The sequence below is a fragment of the Streptomyces sp. NPDC104581 genome, from assembly GCF_055583685.1.
This window is the reverse complement of sequence record NZ_JBVJNN010000003.1, coordinates 43,023-62,545: the sequence shown is the minus strand read 5'-3', so window position 1 is coordinate 62,545 and position 19,523 is coordinate 43,023. Positions and strand designations below refer to the sequence as shown.

Below are 19,523 nucleotides of genomic sequence, written 5' to 3'. Positions count from 1 at the left end.
GGGCTGATATCGGTCACGGCTCACGCTCCGGCGGCGACGAGTACGGCGGCGATCGCGAGGACGACCGTTCCGGCGAGCAGGGCGCCCAGGTAGGTCTGCACATTGCCGGTCTGCGCGCCGCGTACGGCGGCGCCGAGCCAGCGTGTGCCGGTGCCCGCCCCGCGTACGTAGGTGTCGACGACCTCGCGGTCGAGGAAGCGGACCAGCCGGGCCGCGCCCTGGACCGGGCGTTGGAAGAGGGTGCGGTAGACGGCGTCCAGGTGGAAGCCCGCGGCGGCGTGCGGGTGGAGCCTGCCGAGCAGGAGCCGGCCGGGGTCCGCGGGGTCGGGGGCCGAGGCGATGTCGCCGTAGGCGGCGGTGTGGCTGGCCATGGCCTCGACCTCGGTGAGGGCGGGTTCGGCGTCCGGGTGCGCGGCGACGGCCCCGATGGGGGTGCGGGCGGCGAGCGCCGTGGTGTGGCTCCAGCTGCCGTAGGTCATCAGTCCGCCGACGAGGGCGACGCCGGTGCCGAGTACGGAGGTGGTGAGTGTCGGGGCGAGGCTGTGGGCGCCCAGCCAGGGGGCGATGACGCCGACGGTCAGACCGAAGGCGAGTGAGGGGACGGCGAGGACCCACAGCACGGCGTTCATCGACAGGGGCTGCTTGCCGTGGTCGGCGGCCTCGGCGCCCCGGCCCCGGAAGGCGAGGAGCCACAGGCGGGTCGCGTAGGCGGCGGTGAGCAGGGCGGTGAGCAGGCCGGCGACCAGCACGGTCCAGCCGGCGGCGTCCGGGGCGATGCCCGACTCGCCGAGCGCGGTGTGCTCGGCGGCGACGAGAACGGCTTCCTTGGAGAAGAAGCCGGCGAACGGCGGGATGGCGGCGAGCGCGAGGAGCGCGATCGTCATCGTCCAGTAGGCGTCGGGGACGCGTTTGGCGAGCCCGCCCATCCGGGACATGGCGGCGAGCGAGTTGGTGCCGGCGGCGTGGATGATCACGCCGGCGCCGAGGAAGAGGAGCGCCTTGAAGGCGCCGTGCGAGATGAGGTGGAAGACGGCCGCGCCCCGGTCGCCCACGGCCAGCGCGCCCGACATGTAGCCGAGCTGGCCGATGGTCGAGTAGGCGAGGACGCGTTTGATGTCGTCCTGCGCGAGGGCGGCGATCGCGGAGCCGACCATGGTGATCGCGGCCAGCACGGCGAGCACCACCAGGGCGGCGGCGGAGGCGGCGAAGACGGGGAGGAGGCGGGCCACGAAGTAGATACCGGCGGCGACCATCGTCGCCGCGTGGATCAGCGCGGAGACGGGGGTGGGGCCGGCCATCGCGTCGGGCAGCCAGGTGTGCAGCGGGAACTGGGCCGACTTGCCCGCGACACCGGCGATCAGCAGCAGGGCGATCAGGGTGGGGTGGTCGAGCCCGTTGTCCGCGACGGCGCTCAGGACGCCCGTGATCCGGAACGTGCCGGTGTCGACGGCGAGCGCGAACAGGCCGAGCAGGAAGGGGACATCGCCGAGCTTGGTGACGAGGAACGCCTTCAGGGAGGCGGCGCGCGCCTCGGGCGTCTCCCAGTAGTGCCCGACGAGGAAGTACGAGCAGATGCCCATGATCTCCCAGCCGACCAGCAGCACCATCAGGTCGCCGGAGTAGACGACGAGCAGCATCGCGGAGGTGAAGAGGGAGACGAGGGCGGCGTACGAGGGGTAGCGCGGGTCGGCACGCAGATAGCCGGTCGAGTAGATCTGCACGCATGTCGCGACGACCGCGACGAGGATCGCGACGAGGGCGGCGAAGCCGTCGATGTAGAGGGCCAGATCGATCGGGACCGAGCCGGTCGGGGTGAGCCGGGTCGCGGCGTCGAGCGGTGCGCCGGTGCCGTGCCCGTCGCTCTGCCGTACGGCGACGAGCGCGGCGAGTACGGCGGCGGCGAGCGACGGCAGGACGGCCAGGGGCCGGACGAATCCGGGGGCACCGCGGCCGAGGAGCAGTCCGGCGACCGCGCCGAGGAACGGCAGCAGCGGGACGAGGACGGCGAGGGTGGTCGTGGTCACGCGGTGGCCTCAGCATTCTTCGCCGGGGCGCCGGCTTCGGCCCCGGCTTCGGCGGAGCCGGTCGCGGTGGACCGGGCGGCGACGGACCGGGCCGCGGCCTCGTCGGTCGCGTCGCTCTCGACGCTGTCGCGGAGCCGGTCGACGTCGGAGGTCCCCCGGTTGCGGTAGACCATCAGGACGATCGCCAGACCGATGCCGATCTCGGCGGCGGCGATGGCGATCACGAAGAGGGTGAGGGCCTGGCCCGCGTGCAGGGTGTCGCGCAGCCACACGTCGAAGGCGACGAGGTTGAGATTGACGGCGTTGAGCATCAGCTCGACGGACATCAGCACGAGGATCGCGTTGCGGCGGGCGAGCACCCCGTACAGACCGGTGCAGAAGAGCAGCGCCGCGAGTACGGCGGGGTAGGCGAGATGCATCAGCGCTGCTCCTTGCCGCGAGCCGCCTCGCTCTTGCGGGACAGGACGATCGCGCCGATGAGCGCGGCGAGCAGCAGGACGGAGAGCGCTTCGAAGGGCAGCACCCAGTGCCGGAAGAGGATCTGGCCGGTGACCCCGGTGGATCCCTGGGCGGGGCCGTCGAGATCGATCCACGTCGTACGGAACGCGTCGACGACCACCCAGACCAGCGCGGCGGCAGCCGCCACGGCCACCGCGAGCGCGACGCCACGGTGTTCGGAGTCCGCGTCCGGGGAACGGCCGATGGGCGCCTTCGTCAGCATCAGCCCGAAGAGCAGGAGGACGACGACGGAACCGATGTAGATCAGCACCTGCACCCAGGCGATGAACTCGGCGGTCAGCAGCAGGTATTCGACGGCCAGGCCGCCGAGCGCGACGACGAGCCAGAGCGCGGCGTGCACCAGCTGCTTGGTGGTGACGGTGATGACGGCCGCGCCGAGCGTGACGAGGCCGACGAGGACGAAGGCGATCTCGACACCGGTCGGGGACAGGAAGCCGGGGTCTGCCGCGAGGGGGGTCACTCGCCGGCCTCCCGCTCCTGGGTGGCAGCGGCCTCCGCCGCTTGGGCGGCCGCGAGCTTGTCGGCCGTCTTGCGGGCGGCGCCGATCTCCTTCGGCTCCTCGGCACGTGGGTCGAGGGCGGGCGGGGCCGGCACGGTCCACATCCATTCGCGGAGTTTGTCGCGCTCATGGGTGAGTTCGAGGATGTCCGTCTCGGCGTACTCGAACTCAGGTGACCAGAAGAGCGCGTCGAAGGGACAGACCTCGATGCAGATGCCGCAGTACATGCAGAGCGAGAAGTCGATGGCGAACCGGTCGAGGACGTTGCGGCTGCGCTCGCGGCCGCCGGGGGCGGCGGCGGGGAGCGTCTCCTTGTGGGAGTCGATGTAGATGCACCAGTCGGGGCACTCACGGGCGCAGAGCATGCAGACCGTGCAGTTCTCCTCGAAGAGTCCGATCACGCCCCGGCTGCGGGGCGGGAGTTCGGGCTGGGTGTCCGGGTACCGCGCGGTGACGGACTTCCTGGTCATCGTACGAAGCGTGACGGCCAGCCCCTTGGCCAGGCCGCTGCCGGGGATGGGAGGCACTTACTGGATCACCACCTTGACGATGCCGGTGAGGGCGATCTGGGCGAGGGCGAGGGGGATGAGGACGGTCCAGGCGAGCTTCTGGAGCTGGTCCTCACGGAGCCGCGGATAGCTGACGCGCAGCCAGATGACGACGAAGGCGAGGAGGAACGTCTTGAGGAGGGTCCAGAGCCAGCCGAGGCCGTCACCGCCGAAGGGGCTGTGCCAGCCGCCGAGGAACAGGACGGTGGTCAGTCCGCACAGGACGACGATGCCCGCGTACTCGGCGAGCAGGAACAGCGCGAAGCGCAGGCCCGTGTACTCGGTGTAGGCGCCGAAGATGATCTCGGAGTCGGCGACCGGCATGTCGAAGGGAGGGCGCTGGAGTTCGGCGAGACCGGCGACGAAGAAGACGAGCGCGCCGACGATCTGCCAGGGCACCCACCACCACTCGAAGGCGTTGAGGATGCCGGGCAGGGAGACGGTGCCGGCGGCCATCGCGACGGAGGCGGCGGTGAGCAGCATCGGCAGCTCGTACGCGAGCAGTTGGGCGGCGGTCCGCAGACCGCCGAGCAGGGAGAACTTGTTGGCCGAGGCCCAGCCGGCCATGAGCGACCCGAGGACACCGACGCCCATCACGGCGAGCACGAAGAAGATGCCGGCGTCGACGACCTCGCCGACCGCGCCCTCCTGGGGGCCGATCGGGATGACGACCAGTACGAGGAGGTAGGGCAACAGGGCGACGGCCGGGGCGAGCTGGAAGATCCGCCGGTCGGCGGCGGCCGGGACGATGTCCTCCTTCTGCGCGAACTTCACGCCGTCGGCGACGAGTTGGGCCCAGCCGTGGAACCCGCCGACGTACATGGGCCCGAGACGGCCCTGCATATGGGCCATGACCTTGTGCTCGGTCTGCCCGACGACGAGGGGAAGGGCGAGGAAGGCGACGAAGACGATGACCAGCCGAACGGCGACGTCGAGCACGTCGTTCACGCGTCTCCTCCGGTTCGCCCGGGCCCGGCCCCACCCGCGGGCCGCTCTCCGGCATCGCCTTCCGGCGCGGGCTCAGGCTCTGACCCCGTCCCGGAACCGGGCGCCGCTTCGGCGTCCGGAGTCCGCTCCGAGACAGGCGCGGGCCCCGCCTCCGGCGCCGGGCCGTGATCGGCCTCCGCTCCGGCCTCGCCCGCCGACCCGCCCTCCGGCGTGGACGCGGGCTTGGGCTCCGTCCCGGAACCGGGCGCCGCTTCCGGCGCGGGCTCCACCCCGGCAGCCGGTGTCGGCCGGGAGGACGGCTTGGAACCCGGCGGCGCCGAGGCTCCCGGATTGTTCTCCGGCGCGGACGACGAATCGGGTTTGGCTCCGGTGTCCGGAGCCGCCTCCGAGGCGTGCGTGGCCTTGGGCCCCGCCTCGGGCGCCGGGCCGTGATCGGCGTCCGAAGTGGCCGCTGACCCGCCTTCCGGCGCGGACACGCGCTTGGACCCCGTCCCGGAACCGGGCGTCGCTTCGGCGTCCGGAGTCCGCTCCGAGGCAGGCGCGGGTTCCGCCTCCGGCGCCGGCCCACGATCGGCCTCGCCCGCCGACCCGCCCTCCGGCATGGGCGACGAGTCGGGCTTCGGCTCGGCGGCGGCCGGAGCCGTGCCCGGGGTCGGTCTCGGACGGGAGGTCGTCCCGGTGGGCGGCGGGGGCTCTTCGGTGGCTGGGGGCGGGGTGTGCCAGGGGGCTGCCGTGGGCTTCGCCGGCTGCTGGGTCGCGGAGCCCTCCGTGACGCTGCGGGTGCGGCGGGGCGGGCGGTCGCCCGCCCCGCGCGGGGTGCGGGCCGGGCGGGCGGGGGCCGGGGGCAGCTGGCCCTTGAGCGGGCCCCATTCGTTCGGGTCCGGTACGCCCGGCGGCAGCATCTGGCGGCGCTTGGGGCCCGCGTGACCCGGCGCCGACTCGCCCGGCTCCTTCGCGCCCGGCCAGGCCTTCGCGACCCGCGCCGCGAGGACGAAGTCCTTGCGCAGCGGGTGCCCTTCGAAGGTCTCGGGCAGCAGCAGGTGCACCAGGTTGGGGTGGCCGGTGAAGGAGATGCCGAACATCTCGTACGTCTCGCGCTCGTGCCAGCCCGCCCCCGCGTAGACCCCGAGCGCGGTCGGCAGCTCGGCGGCCTCGTGCGGGACCGTCGTACGGATCAACAGCCGCCGCACGGAACGGGGTTCGACCGAAGCGACGTGCGCGCCGACGCGGAAACCGGTGCCCGGTTCGTCGACGGCGCTCAGCCAGTCGAAGTACGTGCACCCCAGCACGTCACGGGCCGTTTCGAGCGCGGTCAGCCAGTCGGCGGCGGGGACGTCCACCGTCAGGAGGTCGTACGCGCGCTCCGCCGTGGCGTCCGCGCCGAAGATCTCCGCGACGTCGCCGGGCAGCCGGTCGTACGCGCCGGAAGCCGCCGGAGTCGCCGGAGTCGGCGAAGCCGCCGCAGTGTCCGCCGAGTCCGGGGTGTCCGGAGTCATCGGGCGTTCTCCCCCGGTGTCGAAGTCCCCGGCGCCGTCCCGGTCGGCGTCGGCGGCGCCTCGACCAGCCCGCTGCGCAGCTCGGCCGTGCCGGGCCGGTGGCCCCCGGAGCCGTAACGGCTGCCGAGCGACTCGCGGGCGATCTTCTCCTGGAGCTTGAGGATTCCCTGGAGCAGCGCCTCGGGCCGCGGCGGGCAGCCCGGTACGTAGACGTCGACCGGGATGATCTGGTCGACGCCCTTCGTGACGGAGTACGAGTCCCAGTACGGGCCACCGCAGTTGGAGCAGGCGCCGAAGGAGATCACGTACTTGGGCTCGGGCATCTGCTCGAACAGCCGCTTCACCGCCGGCGCCATCTTGTCCGTCACCGTGCCGGACACGACCATCAGGTCGGCCTGGCGCGGGCCCGGCGCCAGAGGGATGACCCCGAGCCGGATGAAGTCGTGCCGGGCCATCGACGCGGCGATGAACTCGATGGCGCAGCAGGCGAGTCCGAAGTTGAAGACCCAGAGGCTGTAGCGGCGGCCCCAGTTGAGGACCACCTTCATCGGTTGGGGCGCCAGGCGGGAGAGCACGCCGAGGCGTTGCGGTTCGGGCAGCGCGACCGGCGCGGGCGCCGGGCCGGCGGCTGCCGGAGCGGTGGGGGTCACGTCCATTCCAGGACGCCCTTCTTCCATGCGTAGAGCAGTCCAACGGCCAGGAAGCCGAGGAAGATGAACATCTCGACGAGCGTCGTCGCGCCGTACCCCGGGGCCGCGAAGACCGTCGCCCACGGGAAGAGGAAGATCGAGTCGACGGCGAAGATGACGTACAGGAAGGCGTAGACGTAGTAGCGGACCTGTGTGTGTGCCCAGCCCTCGCCGACCGGGTCGACGCCGCATTCGTACGTGAGCAGCTTCTCGGGCGTCGGTACCACCGGCCGCAGCAGCCGGCCCGCCCCGAAGGCCACGGCGACGAAGAGCACGCCGACGACCGCGAGCAGTCCGACCACCGAATAGCTCTGGAAGTACTCCGACGCGAGAACGGTCGGTTCCGGCACGTCCGTCACCCGCCCCTCGCTCCGCCGATCGTGTTCCCGGCATCTGGTCCGTGATCCGTACGCACGGGAGTCTAGGCCCTGCTAAAGAGACCGTAAGCGGTCGGTCGCGCATCAGTCATGACAGGGTCATGCCTGCATTCCACACCGGCGGGCGGCGGGTGGTGGGGTTATCCCCACCGGCGCTCCCCCAGCCACCCCATGGCGTGGGCCCCCGGAGCCGTGCAGGCTTGGGCCTCATGACCGCCCGCAACAGCTTCGCCGACGACGACCGGCCGCCGCCGGCCCGTATCGCCCTCGACCGGTACACCTGGAAGGAGATCGCCCATCTCCTCGCCAATCTCCCGATGTCGATCGCCGGTTTCGTCTATGTCGTGTTCGTCGTGCCCACCGGTGTCCTCCTGTCCGTCACCGTGATCGGTCTGCCCTGGCTGGCCGGCGGCCTGGCGGGTGCCCGGCTGCTCGGCCGGGCCGAACGGGCGCGGGCGCGGGCCCTGCTGGGGGTCAGGATCGACGAGCCGAGCCCGTTGCGCGGCCGGAGCCGCGAGGCCCGGCGCGCACGCGGCACCGAGGGGTTCTTCTCCTGGCTGTGGACGGGCCTCAAGGACCCGGTGGGCTGGCGCACGGCGCTGTACGAGTTCATCCGGCTGCCCTGGGGCATCCTGACCTTCACGGTCACCACGGTGAGCTTCTTCCTGCTCTGGCCGGTGCTGCCGCACATCGCGCGCGGGCTCACCAACGCCGACCGGGCCATGGTGCGCGGGCTGCTCTCGCCCTCCGACGAGCTGGAGAGCCGGATCGCGGAGCTGGAGTCGGACCGGGGTGTCGTGGTGGACACGGCCGCCGCCGACCTGCGCCGGATCGAGCGCGATCTGCACGACGGCGCGCAGGCCCGGCTGGTCGCCCTCGCCATGGGTCTCGGTCTCGCCAAGGAGAAGCTGCTCGCGGACCCGGAGGCGGCGGCGAGCATGGTCGACGAGGCGCACGGCGAGGTGAAGCTGGCCCTCCAGGAGCTGCGCGACCTGGCACGCGGGATCCATCCGGCGGTCCTCACCGACCGGGGTCTGGACGCGGCCCTGTCCTCCGTCGCCTCCCGCTGCACCGTCCCGGTGACGGTCGATGTCGAGCTGGACGAGCGGCCCGCGGCGGCCATCGAGGGCATCGCCTACTTCACCGTCTCGGAGCTCCTCCAGAACGTCAGCAAGCACAGCGGCGCGCGGATGGCCGCTGTCGAGGTGTGGCGGGCGAAGGACAGGCTGCTGATCCAGGTCCAGGACGACGGGGGCGGAGGCGCGCGGCTGGACGGCGGGACCGGTATGTCGGGGCTGGCCGAGCGCCTGGGCGCGGTGGACGGGCTGTTCGTGCTCGACTCGCCGGTCGGCGGTCCGACGGTCGTCACGGCCGAACTGCCGTGGCGCGAGCGGGAACGGGAGCGCGGGGCGCACTGACGTCCGACCCCTTTTCGCGGCACGTGTACACGGGACGTGAAACCGCACCCCGGGGGTGGGGAAAACCCCAGGGTGAAGACGGATACACACCGCATGGTGCGGGTGCGGCCGGCGGACGAGCATGGAGATACGACAGCAAGCACGACCGCCCCGCTCGCAGAACGGACGACTCGATGGCCACGGATTACGGCATGCGGACACAGCCACAGCCACGGCGCCACACCCTTCCTCCGGCGCTGCGCGCTCCGTTCACCGGCCGCAGCTGGAAGGAGTTCGGCTATCTCCTTCTCAACCTTCCGATGGGCATCCTCTTCTTCGTCTACACGATCACGGCGATCTCGGTGAGCGCGGGCCTCCTCGTGACCTTCCTCGGCATTCCGCTGCTGGCCGCCGCGCTCATCGGCTGCCGGGCGCTGGGAGCCGTCGAGCGGACGAGGGCGCGGGCCCTGCTGGGGCTGGACGTCGCGAGCCCGCTGCCCGTGCGCGGCCAGAAGCCCGGTCTGATGTCGTGGGTCGGCGCGGTCCTCAAGAGCGGGGTGTCCTGGCGGCATCTGCTCTACGGGATCCTGCACTTCCCGTGGGCGCTTTTCTCCTTCGTGGTGTCGCTGACCTTCACCGTCACCGCCTGGAGCCTCTTCCTCTATCCGCTGTGGCAGTGGGTCTTCCCCGAGCACACGAATCAGGACGGGATCGCGCTGTTCAGCGACGGCACGAACGACTTCTATCTGGACACCCCGTTCGAGATAGCGGCGACCAGCGTGGCCGGTCTGGTCCTCGTCCTCGCCTCGCCGTGGCTGAACCGCGCGATGACCGGTGTGGACCGGCTGCTGGTCGCCGGGCTGCTCGGCCCGTCCAGGCTGGCGACCCGCGTCTCCGAACTGGAGTCGGACCGGGGTGTCGTGGTGGACACGGCCGCCGCCGACCTGCGCCGGATCGAGCGCGATCTGCACGACGGCGCGCAGGCCCGGCTGGTCGCCCTCGCCATGGACCTGGGGCTGGCGAAGGAGAAGCTGCTGGCGGACCCGGAGGCGGCGGCCCGGATGGTCGACGAGGCGCACGGGGAGGTCAAGGTCGCGCTCCAGGAGCTGCGCGACCTGGCGCGGGGCATCCATCCGGCGGTCCTCACCGACCGGGGTCTGGACGCGGCCCTATCCTCCGTCGCCTCCCGCTGCACCGTCCCGGTCCAGGTCGAGGTGGACCTGGACTCCCGCCCGGCGGCGGCCATCGAGGGCATCGCGTACTTCACCGTCTCGGAGCTCCTCCAGAACGTCAGCAAGCACGCCCACGCGAGCCGGGCCTCGGTGGACGTGTGGCGGATGGCGGACCGGCTGATGCTCCAGGTAGCGGACGACGGCCGGGGCGGTGCGAACACCTCGTCGGGCAGTGGCCTGGCGGGTCTGGCGGAGCGGCTCGACGCGGTGGACGGGATCCTGGTGGTCGACTCGCCGGCCGGCGGTCCCACGACGGTGACGGCGGAGCTGCCCTGGCGGAAGTGACGGCACGGTCCCCCGCTCCGCGACCGGCCGGAGCGGGCCGGGCGGCGGGGGCGGAGCACCGGGCACCGGGCACCGGGCGGAGACGGCACCACGCGGGAGCGGCATCGCGGCGAACAGGGAACTGACAGCGGGCGCGTTCGCGTCTTCGGCGCACCGGACACCGTCCGGTGCGCCGAAGTCGTGTCCTCCGGGCCGAAGCCGGGTCTTCCGGTTCGATCAGTTCGGGGTCAGCGCTCGCCGCGCCGATACGAATACTGGGATGCTGGGGCCGAAGCGCGGGCGCGGAGCGCGTACGCACATGCGACATGGGGGCGACACGGTCGTGGAGGACAGGGTACGAGTGGTCATCGCCGAGGATTCGGTGCTCCTGCGGGAGGGCCTGACCCGGCTGCTTACCGATCTCGGTCATGACGTGGTCGCCGGTGTCGGGGACGGCGAGGCGCTGATCAAGACCGTCGGTGACCTGGCCCGCGAGGGCGCGGCGCCGGACGTGGTGGTGGCCGACGTACGGATGCCGCCGACCCACACCGACGAAGGTGTCCGCGCGGCGGTCCAGCTGCGGAAGGACCATCCGGGGATCGGCGTGCTCGTGCTGTCGCAGTACGTGGAGGAGCAGTACGCGACCGAACTCCTCGCCGGCAGCAGCCGGGGGGTCGGCTACCTCCTCAAGGACCGGGTGGCCGAGGTCCGGGAGTTCGTGGACGCGGTCGTACGGGTGGCCAGGGGCGGCACCGCGCTGGATCCCGAGGTGGTCGCGCAGCTGCTCGGCCGGAGCCGTAAGCAGGACGTGCTGGTCGGTCTGACCCCGCGGGAGCGCGAGGTCCTGGGCCTGATGGCGGAGGGCCGGACGAACTCGGCGATCGCCAGACAGCTGGTCGTGAGCGACGGCGCGGTGGAGAAGCACGTCAGCAACATCTTCCAGAAACTGGGCCTGTCGCCGAGTGACGGAGATCACCGCAGAGTGCTGGCCGTGCTGACCTACCTCAACTCCTGACGGAGCCGGCCGGTGGGCCGGGTGTCACGGCCGCGGCGCCAGGCGCTGCGGTCATGTGGCGGGCGGGCAGCGGGTCCTAGTCCAAAAGACTGAGTTCGAATCGGCACAGATCAGGATGAACACAAAGCGCCCGGGGGCGGATAAAACATGGCAAATTGCCACAGCGAAGTGTCTCGGAACGACGTCCAGCATGCGAGCGAACCAAGGAAGGCGACCCTTACCGACGTAGGGTGGCGTCCGGGTGTTCCGGTCGCGCCGGTCAGCCACAGCAGCCGCCTCGAAGGAGGTCCAGTTCAGTGACCAGCCAGGTCAGTAGCCCAGCCGAGCAGGCCGACGGGGCTGACGACGCGAGCGAATCCGTCGTCGGCGAACAGCGCATCGTGTCCGAGGCGTCAGATGTGCCGGGCGCGCCCGGTGTGCCCGGTGAGAAGGAAGTCCGCCGTCTGGACCGGGTGATCATCCGTTTCGCGGGTGACTCCGGTGACGGTATGCAGCTGACGGGTGACCGGTTCACTTCGGAGACCGCGTCGTTCGGCAACGACCTGTCGACACTGCCGAACTTCCCCGCCGAGATCCGCGCACCCGCCGGCACGCTGCCCGGCGTCTCCTCGTTCCAGCTGCACTTCGCCGACCACGACATCCTCACTCCCGGCGACGCGCCGAACGTGCTGGTCGCGATGAACCCGGCCGCGCTCAAGGCGAACATCGCCGATGTGCCGCGCGGCGCCGACATCATCGTCAACACCGACGAGTTCACCAAGCGCCCCATGGCGAAGGTCGGCTATCTGACCTCGCCGCTGGAGGACGGGTCGCTGGACGCGTACCAGCTCCACCCCGTCCCGCTGACGACGCTGACGATCGAGGCGCTGAAGGAGTTCGGGCTCTCCCGCAAGGAGGCCGAGCGCTCCAAGAACATGTTCGCGCTGGGTCTGCTGTCGTGGATGTACCACCGCCCCACCGAGGGCACGGAGAACTTCCTGCGGACGAAGTTCGCGAAGAAGCCGAACATCGCCGAGGCCAACGTCGCGGCGTTCCGCGCGGGCTGGAACTTCGGCGAGACGACCGAGGACTTCGCGGTCAGCTACGAGGTCGCCCCCGCCACCACGGCGTTCCCGACCGGCACCTACCGCAACATCTCCGGGAACCTGGCCCTGTCCTACGGGCTGATCGCCGCCGCCCACCAGGCGGATCTGGGGCTCTACCTCGGCTCGTACCCGATCACCCCGGCGTCGGACATCCTCCACGAGCTGTCCCGCCACAAGAACTTCGGCGTCCGCACCTTCCAGGCGGAGGACGAGATCGCCGCCATCGGCGCGGCGCTCGGCGCGGCCTTCGGCGGCTCCCTCGCCGTGACGACGACCTCCGGTCCCGGTGTGGCCCTGAAGTCGGAGACGATCGGTCTGGCGGTGTCGCTGGAGCTGCCCCTGCTGGTGGTGGCGATCCAGCGCGGCGGGCCGTCGACCGGCCTGCCGACCAAGACCGAGCAGGCCGACCTGCTCCAGGCGATGTACGGCCGCAACGGCGAGGCGCCGGTGCCGATCGTCGCCCCGCGCACCCCGGCGGACTGCTTCGACGCGGCCATCGAGGCGGCCCGGATCGCGATCACGTACCGCACACCGGTCTTCCTGCTCTCCGACGGCTACCTCGCCAACGGCTCCGAGCCCTGGCGCATCCCCGAGCCGCACGAACTGCCCGACCTGGGCGTGCAGTTCGCGGCGGGGCCCAACCACCAGCTGGCCGACGGCACGGACGTCTTCTGGCCGTACAAGCGTGACCCGCACACCCTGGCCCGCCCGTGGGCCGTGCCCGGCACCCCCGGTCTCGAACACCGCATCGGCGGCATCGAGAAGCAGGACGGCACGGGCAACATCTCGTACGACCCGGCCAACCACGACTTCATGGTCCGCACCCGCCAGGCCAAGGTCGACGGCATCGAGGTGCCGGACCTCGTCGTGGACGACCCGCACGGCGCGCGCACCCTGGTGCTGGGCTGGGGCTCCACGTACGGCCCGATCACCGCGGCCGTGCGCCGGCTGCGCACCAACGGCCACCCGATCGCGCAGGCGCACCTCCGCCACATCAACCCATTCCCGAGGAATCTGGGCGAGGTGCTGAAGCGTTACGACAAGGTCGTGGTGCCGGAGATGAACCTGGGTCAGCTCGCCACCCTGCTGCGGGCGAAGTACCTCATCGACGCGCACTCCTACAACCAGGTCAACGGCATGCCGTTCAAGGCCGAACAGCTCGCCACGGCTCTCAAGGAGGCCATCGATGCCTGAGGTCAACGAGCTGCTTTCCCTCGTCCCCAAGGCCGAGGCCAAGCAGTCCATGAAGGAGTTCAAGTCCGACCAGGAGGTCCGCTGGTGCCCCGGCTGCGGTGACTACGCCGTGCTGGCCGCCGTCCAGGGCTTCATGCCGGACCTCGGGCTGGCCAAGGAGAACATCGTGTTCGTGTCCGGGATCGGCTGCTCCAGCCGTTTCCCGTACTACATGAACACCTACGGCATGCACTCCATCCACGGACGCGCGCCGGCCATCGCCACCGGGCTCGCCTCCTCGCGCCGTGATCTCTCCGTCTGGGTGGTCACCGGTGACGGCGACGCGCTGTCCATCGGCGGCAACCACCTCATCCACGCGCTGCGGCGCAACGTCAACCTCAAGATCCTGCTGTTCAACAACCGGATCTACGGGCTGACGAAGGGCCAGTACTCGCCCACCTCCGAGGTCGGGAAAATCACCAAGTCGACGCCGATGGGGTCGCTGGACTCGCCCTTCAACCCGGTGTCGCTCGCGATCGGCGCGGAGGCGTCCTTCGTGGCCCGGACCGTCGACTCCGACCGCAAGCACCTCACGAGCGTGCTGCGGCAGGCGGCCGACCACCCGGGCACGGCGCTCGTCGAGATCTACCAGAACTGCAACATCTTCAACGACGGTGCCTTCGAGGCGCTGAAGGACAAGGAGCGGGCCCAGGAGGCGGTGATCCGCCTGGAGCACGGCGAGCCGATTCGGTTCGGTGTCGACAACTCCAAGGGCGTCGTACGGGACCCGGCGACCGGCGACCTCGTCGTCGTCCAGGTGACGGCGGACAACGAGCACCAGATCCTGGTGCACGACGCGCACGCCGCCAGCCCCACCACGGCGTTCGCGCTCTCGCGCCTCGCCGACCCGGACACGCTCCACCAGACGCCGATCGGAGTCCTGCGCAGCGTCCGGCGGCCGGTCTACGACACGCTGATGAACGAGCAGCTCGACACGGCCGTCGAGCGGTACGGCAAGGGCGACCTGTCGCAGCTGCTGGCCGGCAACGACACCTGGACGGTCGTCGGCTGACCCGCCCACCGTCACCCACTGGGGCCCGGATCTCGTCCGCCACGAGATCCGGGCCCCGTCGTTCCGCGGCCCCCTCCCTCCGCGCCCGAAACGGTGTCATGACCGTATGGCGATACGGACATGACAGCCCGGTCCGCCCGGCGCTACCTTCGTCGAACTGATGTGTGCGGTTCGGGAGGGCCAGTGAAGTCGGAAGGCGAGCAGCGGGCGGGGTTGCTGTACGGGATCGGCGCCTACGGCATGTGGGGTCTGGTCCCCCTCTTCTGGCCCCTGCTGAAGCCCGCCGGCGCGGTCGAGATCCTGGCCCACCGGATGGTCTGGTCGCTGGCGGTCGTCGCGATCGCGCTGCTCGTGGTGCGGCGCTGGGCGTGGGTGCGGGAGTTGCTGGCCGAACCGCGCAAGCTCGGCCTGCTCGTGGTCGCCGCCACCGTGATCAGCGTCAACTGGGGCCTGTACATCTGGTCGGTCAACACCGGCCATGTCGTGGAGGCCTCCCTCGGCTACTTCATCAACCCGCTCGTCACCATCGCCATGGGCGTCCTGCTCCTCAAGGAGCGGCTGCGGCCCGCGCAGTGGGCGGCGGTCGGCGTCGGCCTCGCCGCCGTACTGGTCCTGGCGATCGGGTACGGGCAGCCGCCCTGGATCTCGCTCACGCTGGCGTTCTCGTTCGCGACGTACGGCCTGGTGAAGAAGAAGGTCAACATCGGCGGTCTGGAGTCGCTGGCCGCCGAGACGGTGATCCTGTTCGTGCCCGCGCTCGGCTATCTGGTCTGGCTCGGGGTCTCGGGGGACGCCACGTTCGGACCGGAGGGGGCGGGCCACGCCGCGCTGCTGGCGGCCACCGGTGTGGTGACCGCGGTGCCGCTGGTCTGCTTCGGGGCGGCGGCGATACGCGTGCCGCTGTCGACGCTGGGGCTGTTGCAGTATCTGGCGCCCGTCTTCCAGTTCCTGCTGGGCGTCCTCTACTTCCACGAGGCCATGCCGGCCGAGCGGTGGGCCGGCTTCGCGCTCGTGTGGGCGGCGCTGACGATCCTGACGTGGGACGCGCTGCGGACGTCCCGGCGCACGAGGGCGACGGCGGAGGCGCTGCGCCGGGCGGAGGCGGTGTCGAAGGCCGCGGCCGAGGCCGCGATCCGCGCTCAGTCGCCGGACGTGGCCGTCTCACCGGCGGGGGACGTCGCCGTCCCTCCGGCCGGTGCGGAGGCCGGGACCGGGGCGGGGGCGGACACGGGAGCGGGAGCCGGGGCCGCCGGACGGCGCGTCGAGTCGAGCACGTCGGGCGAGTGAGGGCCGCGCGGCTGCCCGCGCCCCGTCCGTGCCCGTCGCCGGGATTCCGGCGTGTTCACGGCGCGCGGGACGGCACGGCCGTTACGACTGGCTCCATGACCTCGCGCACCCTCCACTGGAAACTCGTCTTCGACACGACCGACCCGCACAGCCAGGCGGACTTCTGGGCCGAGGCCCTCGGTTACGTGGTCGAGGACAACAGCCCGCTGATCGAGCGGCTGCTGGGGATCGGAGCCGTACCGATCGAGCAGACGGTCGATTCACACGGCCGCCGGGCCTGGCTCGATCTGACCGCCGTCCGCCATCCGGACGACCCCTTCGACCCGGACACGGGCGAGGGCCTGGGCAGACGCGTCCTCTTCCAGCGCGTACCGGAGGCGAAGGCCGGCAAGAACCGCGTCCACCTCGACGTTCACGCCGGGGACGGCGGGCGGGCGGAGGAGGTGGCGAGGCTGGAGCGGCTGGGCGCGACGGCCCTGTACGAGGCGAACGAGCCCGGCGGCGTGTGGGTGACGATGACGGACCCGGAGGGCAACGAGTTCTGCGTGCAGTAGCCGGGGTCGCCCGACAGCCGTACACGTATCCGGAGTGCGAACACCCGTGTCCGATTCCCGCTCTTGACGCTGGGTCGAGCGCGCCCCGACCATCAGCACGCATCGTGCGCACCACCTTCCGTCAGTCCCCGTACGGAATTCGGAGCCCCCACACATGAAGCTCTGCTCGTTCTCCGTTCCCGCACGCTCCGTCCTCGTCAGCGCGCTCGCGATCGGCGGGCTGCTCGCGTCCACCGCTCCCGCCGCGACGGCGTCACAGGCCGCCGGGAAGGCCACGGCGGCGCCCGCCGCCGTCCTCGCGGCCCCCGACATATCCCTCACCAACGTCAAGGCGCATCTCACCCAGTTCTCCTCGATAGCCGCCGCCAACGGCGGCAACCGCGCCCACGGCCGCCCCGGCTATCTGGCGTCGGTCAACTACGTGAAGGGGAAGCTGGACGCGGCCGGGTTCACCACCGCCGTACAGCAGTTCACCTCCGGCGGGCGCGTCGGCTACAACCTGATAGCCGACTGGCCCGGCGGCGACCCCAACCAGGTCGTGATGGCCGGCGCACACCTCGACTCGGTGACGTCGGGTGCCGGGATCAACGACAACGCGTCCGGCTCCGCCGCCGTACTGGAGACCGCGCTCGCGGTGTCCAGAGCCGGGCTCCAGCCGACGAAGCATCTGCGGTTCGCCTGGTGGGGCGCGGAGGAGCTGGGGCTGGTCGGCTCCCGCTACTACGCGAACAACCTGCCCTCCACCGAGCGCGCGAAGCTCGACGGCTACCTCAACTTCGACATGATCGGCTCGTCGAACGCCGGCTACTTCGTCTACGACGACGACCCGGCCATCGAGCAGACCTTCAAGACCTACTTCGCCGGGCTCGGTGTCCCGACGGAGATCGAGACCGAGGGCGACGGCCGCTCGGACCACGCCTCCTTCAAGAGCATCGGCGTACCGGTCGGCGGGCTGTTCACCGGCGCCGGGCGTACGAAGACCACCGCCCAGGCCCAGAAGTGGGGCGGCACGGCGGGCCAGGCGTTCGACCGCTGCTACCACTCGTCCTGCGACACGACGGCGAGCATCAACGACACGGCGCTGAACCGCAACAGCGACGCCATCGCCTACGCGATCTGGGAGCTGGGGACCTGACGGCCGCTCCCCCGGCCGCCGGCCTCAGGCACTGATGTCCTTCGCCGTGAAACGCGCCCAGGCCGCCGAGCCGAACACGGCCGCGTACACGCCCTGCAGACCGAGATTCCGCAGCACGTCGTCGAGGTAGAACGGCTCGCGGAGCAGATCGGCGAAGGACAGCCAGTAGTGCGGGAAGAGATACGGGTGGATGCCGTGCAGCTGCGGGATCGTGTTGAGGATCTGCACCGTGATCACCAGCCCGACCGTCGTCGCCATGGCCGCGATCCCGCTGTTGGTCAGGGTGGAGACGAACAAGCCGAGCGCCGCCAGGCCGGTCAGTGAGGCGGCGACCACCAGCGCTATCAGCAGGGCCCTGAGCAGCCCGTCCCCGAAGGAGACGCGCGTGCCCGAGATCGTGGTGACCTCGCCGAGCGGGAAGAGCAGCGCCCCCACGATCAGCGCGGAGACCGCGACGGCCACGGTCGCGGCCAGGCAGAAGACCAGCGTCGCCGCGTACTTGGCCAGCAGCAGCCGGGTCCGGCCCGCCGGCGCGACCAGCAGATAGCGCAGGGTGCCGGCGTTCGCCTCGCCCGCGACCGAGTCACCCGCGACGACGCCGACCGCCATCGGGAGGAAGACCGGGAGCGTCGCGGCGAGCGCGGCGAAGACGAGGAACAGCCCGTTGTTGGTGATCTGGGTGAGAAAGGCCGGGCCGCCCTCGCCGCCACCGCCGCCCCCGACCGAACCGCCGTCGCTCGTCTCGATCTTGATGGCGATGCCGATCAGCACCGGTACGGCGGCCAGCACGCCTAGCAGCGCGAGGGTGCGCCAGCGGCGGAAGGTGGTGGTCAGCTCGGAGCGGAGCAGCCCGAACGTCCAGAGGGGCGATACGGCGCGAGCCGGGGCGCCGTCCGTGCCCGGACCCGCGCCCGCCCCCGTCGCGGCGAGCCCCGTGCCCGGGCCGGTGGCCGCCGCGCCCGTACCGGTCGTACCCGTATCCGTGCCCGGACCCGCGCTCGCGCCCGTGTCCGTGTTCTCAGCCCGCGACATCGAATCCCTCCCCGGTCAGCGCCACGAACGCGTCCTCCAGCGACGCCCGCTCGACCCCGAAGGCCCGTACGCGCACCCCCGCCCGTACCAGCCCCGCGTTCAGCTCCGCCGGGTCGGCCTGCTCCCCCTCGCCGGACACCGGCGGCTCCCCGGTCACCCGGTCCCCCGCCACGGTCACATCGGTGACCCCCAGCTCCTTCAGCACCCGCGCCGCGTCCGCCGGATCCGGCGTCGTGACCGCCAGCCGCCCCCGGGTGCCCGCCGCCAGCTCGGCGACCGTCCCCTGGGTCAGCAGCCGCCCGCGCGCCATCACGGCCGCGTGCGTGCACACCTGCTCGATCTCGTCCAGCAGGTGCGAGGAGAGGAAGACCGTCGTGCCGTCCCCCGCAAGCTCCCGCACCAGCGCCCTGATCTCCCGCATGCCCTGCGGGTCGAGCCCGTTCGTCGGCTCGTCGAGCACCAGGAGCCTGCGCGGCTGGAGCAGCGCGGCCGCCAGCGCGAGCCGCTGTTTCATGCCCAGCGAGTACGCCTTCGCCCTCTTGCCGCCCGCCGCCGTGAGCCCGACCCGTTCCAGGGCCCCGGCCACCCGGGCCCGCCGGGTGCGCGGATCGGCGGTCGGGTCGGCGGAGTCGTACCGCAGGAGATTGTCGCGCCCGTTCAAGTACCCGTAGAGCGCGGGCCCTTCGATCAACGCGCCCACCTGCGGCAGCACTGCGCCGGCGGCGCGCGGCATGGCGCGGCCGAGGACCGACGCGGTGCCCGCGGTCGGTTCGATCAGGCCCATCAGCATGCGGATGGTGGTGGTCTTGCCGGACCCGTTGGGTCCGAGGAAGCCGAAGACGCTGCCGGCGGGCACGGTGAGGTCGAGGCGGTCGACCGCGAGCTGCCCGCCCCGGTAGCGCTTGCTGAGCCCGCGTGTCTCTATGACGACGGTCATCCCGCGCCCATCCCTTCTCCCCGTCCCGTGCCCGGCCCGTCCCGTCCGCCGTGCCGGCCGGGCGGTGGCGGACAGCGGTCCGCCCCGCCGTACGGAGCGTACGACGGGGCGGGCCAGCGGTGTGCGGTGGCGGGGGGGGGGGGGGGGGGGGGGGGGGGGGGGGGGGGGGGGGGGGGGGGGGGGGGGGGGGGGGCGGGGGGGGGGGGGGGGGGGGGGAGGCCGGAGGTATTCTCCTCCCCC

Annotated in this window: 17 protein-coding genes and 1 pseudogene; 8 read left to right on the top strand and 10 right to left on the bottom strand. The window is 71.7% G+C overall.

What is annotated here, in order from left to right; translation table 11 throughout:
• Positions 1-20: 20 nt before the first annotated feature.
• The 8 genes from ACZ61E_RS03485 to ACZ61E_RS03450 are packed head-to-tail and all read right to left on the bottom strand — an operon-like array spanning position 21 to position 7,082.
• Entirely contained in the window at positions 21-2,024 is a 2,004-nt protein-coding gene (locus ACZ61E_RS03485) for an NADH-quinone oxidoreductase subunit 5 family protein (protein WP_469697219.1), read from the bottom strand.
• A complete protein-coding gene (nuoK, locus tag ACZ61E_RS03480) occupies positions 2,021-2,443 on the bottom strand; it encodes an NADH-quinone oxidoreductase subunit NuoK (protein ID WP_469697217.1) in 423 nt (140 codons plus the stop codon). Before nuoK ends, ACZ61E_RS03485 begins: the two co-directional genes overlap by 4 nt.
• Complete coding sequence (locus ACZ61E_RS03475) at positions 2,443-3,003, bottom strand: NADH-quinone oxidoreductase subunit J family protein (RefSeq protein WP_469697215.1); 561 nt, start codon at positions 3,001-3,003, stop codon at positions 2,443-2,445. The genes nuoK and ACZ61E_RS03475 overlap by 1 nt, the downstream gene beginning before the upstream one ends.
• A complete protein-coding gene (locus ACZ61E_RS03470; protein WP_469697213.1) occupies positions 3,000-3,569 on the bottom strand; it encodes a NuoI/complex I 23 kDa subunit family protein in 570 nt (189 codons plus the stop codon). Before ACZ61E_RS03470 ends, ACZ61E_RS03475 begins: the two co-directional genes overlap by 4 nt.
• On the bottom strand, positions 3,570-4,538 hold the full coding sequence (locus tag ACZ61E_RS03465) for a complex I subunit 1/NuoH family protein (protein ID WP_469697211.1): 969 nt from the start codon (positions 4,536-4,538) through the stop codon (positions 3,570-3,572). It lies immediately after the preceding gene.
• The gene (locus ACZ61E_RS03460; RefSeq protein WP_469697209.1) at positions 4,535-6,034 is read right to left on the bottom strand and encodes an NADH-quinone oxidoreductase subunit C; all 1,500 of its coding nucleotides are present in this window, start codon (positions 6,032-6,034) and stop codon (positions 4,535-4,537) included. The genes ACZ61E_RS03465 and ACZ61E_RS03460 overlap by 4 nt, the downstream gene beginning before the upstream one ends.
• Complete coding sequence (locus ACZ61E_RS03455; RefSeq protein WP_469697208.1) at positions 6,031-6,690, bottom strand: NADH-quinone oxidoreductase subunit B; 660 nt, start codon at positions 6,688-6,690, stop codon at positions 6,031-6,033. Before ACZ61E_RS03455 ends, ACZ61E_RS03460 begins: the two co-directional genes overlap by 4 nt.
• Positions 6,681-7,082 carry an NADH-quinone oxidoreductase subunit A gene (locus ACZ61E_RS03450; protein WP_023539403.1) on the bottom strand — a complete coding sequence of 134 codons (402 nt, stop codon included), beginning with the start codon at positions 7,080-7,082 and terminating at the stop codon, positions 6,681-6,683. Before ACZ61E_RS03450 ends, ACZ61E_RS03455 begins: the two co-directional genes overlap by 10 nt.
• A gap of 227 nt (positions 7,083-7,309) precedes the next feature.
• Between ACZ61E_RS03450 and ACZ61E_RS03445 the strand changes: the two genes are divergently transcribed.
• The 8 genes and pseudogenes from ACZ61E_RS03445 to ACZ61E_RS03410 all read left to right on the top strand — a co-directional run.
• Entirely contained in the window at positions 7,310-8,518 is a 1,209-nt protein-coding gene (locus ACZ61E_RS03445) for a sensor histidine kinase (RefSeq protein WP_469697206.1), read from the top strand.
• A 173-nt stretch (positions 8,519-8,691) separates the two neighbouring features.
• Positions 8,692-10,014 carry a sensor histidine kinase gene (locus tag ACZ61E_RS03440; protein WP_469697204.1) on the top strand — a complete coding sequence of 441 codons (1,323 nt, stop codon included), beginning with the start codon at positions 8,692-8,694 and terminating at the stop codon, positions 10,012-10,014.
• A gap of 298 nt (positions 10,015-10,312) precedes the next feature.
• The gene (locus ACZ61E_RS03435; protein ID WP_469697203.1) at positions 10,313-11,008 is read left to right on the top strand and encodes a LuxR C-terminal-related transcriptional regulator; all 696 of its coding nucleotides are present in this window, start codon (positions 10,313-10,315) and stop codon (positions 11,006-11,008) included.
• Between the two features lie 296 nt (positions 11,009-11,304).
• The gene (locus ACZ61E_RS03430; protein WP_469697201.1) at positions 11,305-13,287 is read left to right on the top strand and encodes a 2-oxoacid:acceptor oxidoreductase subunit alpha; all 1,983 of its coding nucleotides are present in this window, start codon (positions 11,305-11,307) and stop codon (positions 13,285-13,287) included.
• Positions 13,280-14,338 carry a 2-oxoacid:ferredoxin oxidoreductase subunit beta gene (locus ACZ61E_RS03425; protein WP_469697200.1) on the top strand — a complete coding sequence of 353 codons (1,059 nt, stop codon included), beginning with the start codon at positions 13,280-13,282 and terminating at the stop codon, positions 14,336-14,338. Before ACZ61E_RS03430 ends, ACZ61E_RS03425 begins: the two co-directional genes overlap by 8 nt.
• Before the next feature lie 183 nt (positions 14,339-14,521).
• Complete coding sequence (rarD, locus tag ACZ61E_RS03420; RefSeq protein ID WP_469697198.1) at positions 14,522-15,625, top strand: EamA family transporter RarD; 1,104 nt, start codon at positions 14,522-14,524, stop codon at positions 15,623-15,625.
• Between the two features lie 95 nt (positions 15,626-15,720).
• Positions 15,721-16,179 (top strand): VOC family protein, encoded by a 459-nt coding sequence (locus ACZ61E_RS03415; protein ID WP_469697196.1) that lies wholly within the window; start codon positions 15,721-15,723, stop codon positions 16,177-16,179.
• A 154-nt stretch (positions 16,180-16,333) separates the two neighbouring features.
• Positions 16,334-17,305, top strand: a pseudogene (locus ACZ61E_RS03410) (M28 family metallopeptidase); the annotation flags it as partial.
• A gap of 33 nt (positions 17,306-17,338) precedes the next feature.
• Here the strand turns inward: ACZ61E_RS03410 and ACZ61E_RS03405 are convergent.
• Together ACZ61E_RS03405 and ACZ61E_RS03400 are read right to left on the bottom strand one after the other, a co-directional pair.
• A complete protein-coding gene (locus ACZ61E_RS03405) occupies positions 17,339-18,346 on the bottom strand; it encodes an ABC transporter permease (protein ID WP_469697194.1) in 1,008 nt (335 codons plus the stop codon).
• Positions 18,333-19,283, bottom strand: coding sequence for an ABC transporter ATP-binding protein (locus ACZ61E_RS03400; protein ID WP_469697192.1), 951 nt, complete (start codon positions 19,281-19,283; stop codon positions 18,333-18,335). The genes ACZ61E_RS03405 and ACZ61E_RS03400 overlap by 14 nt, the downstream gene beginning before the upstream one ends.
• Between the last annotated feature and the right edge of the window lie 240 nt (positions 19,284-19,523).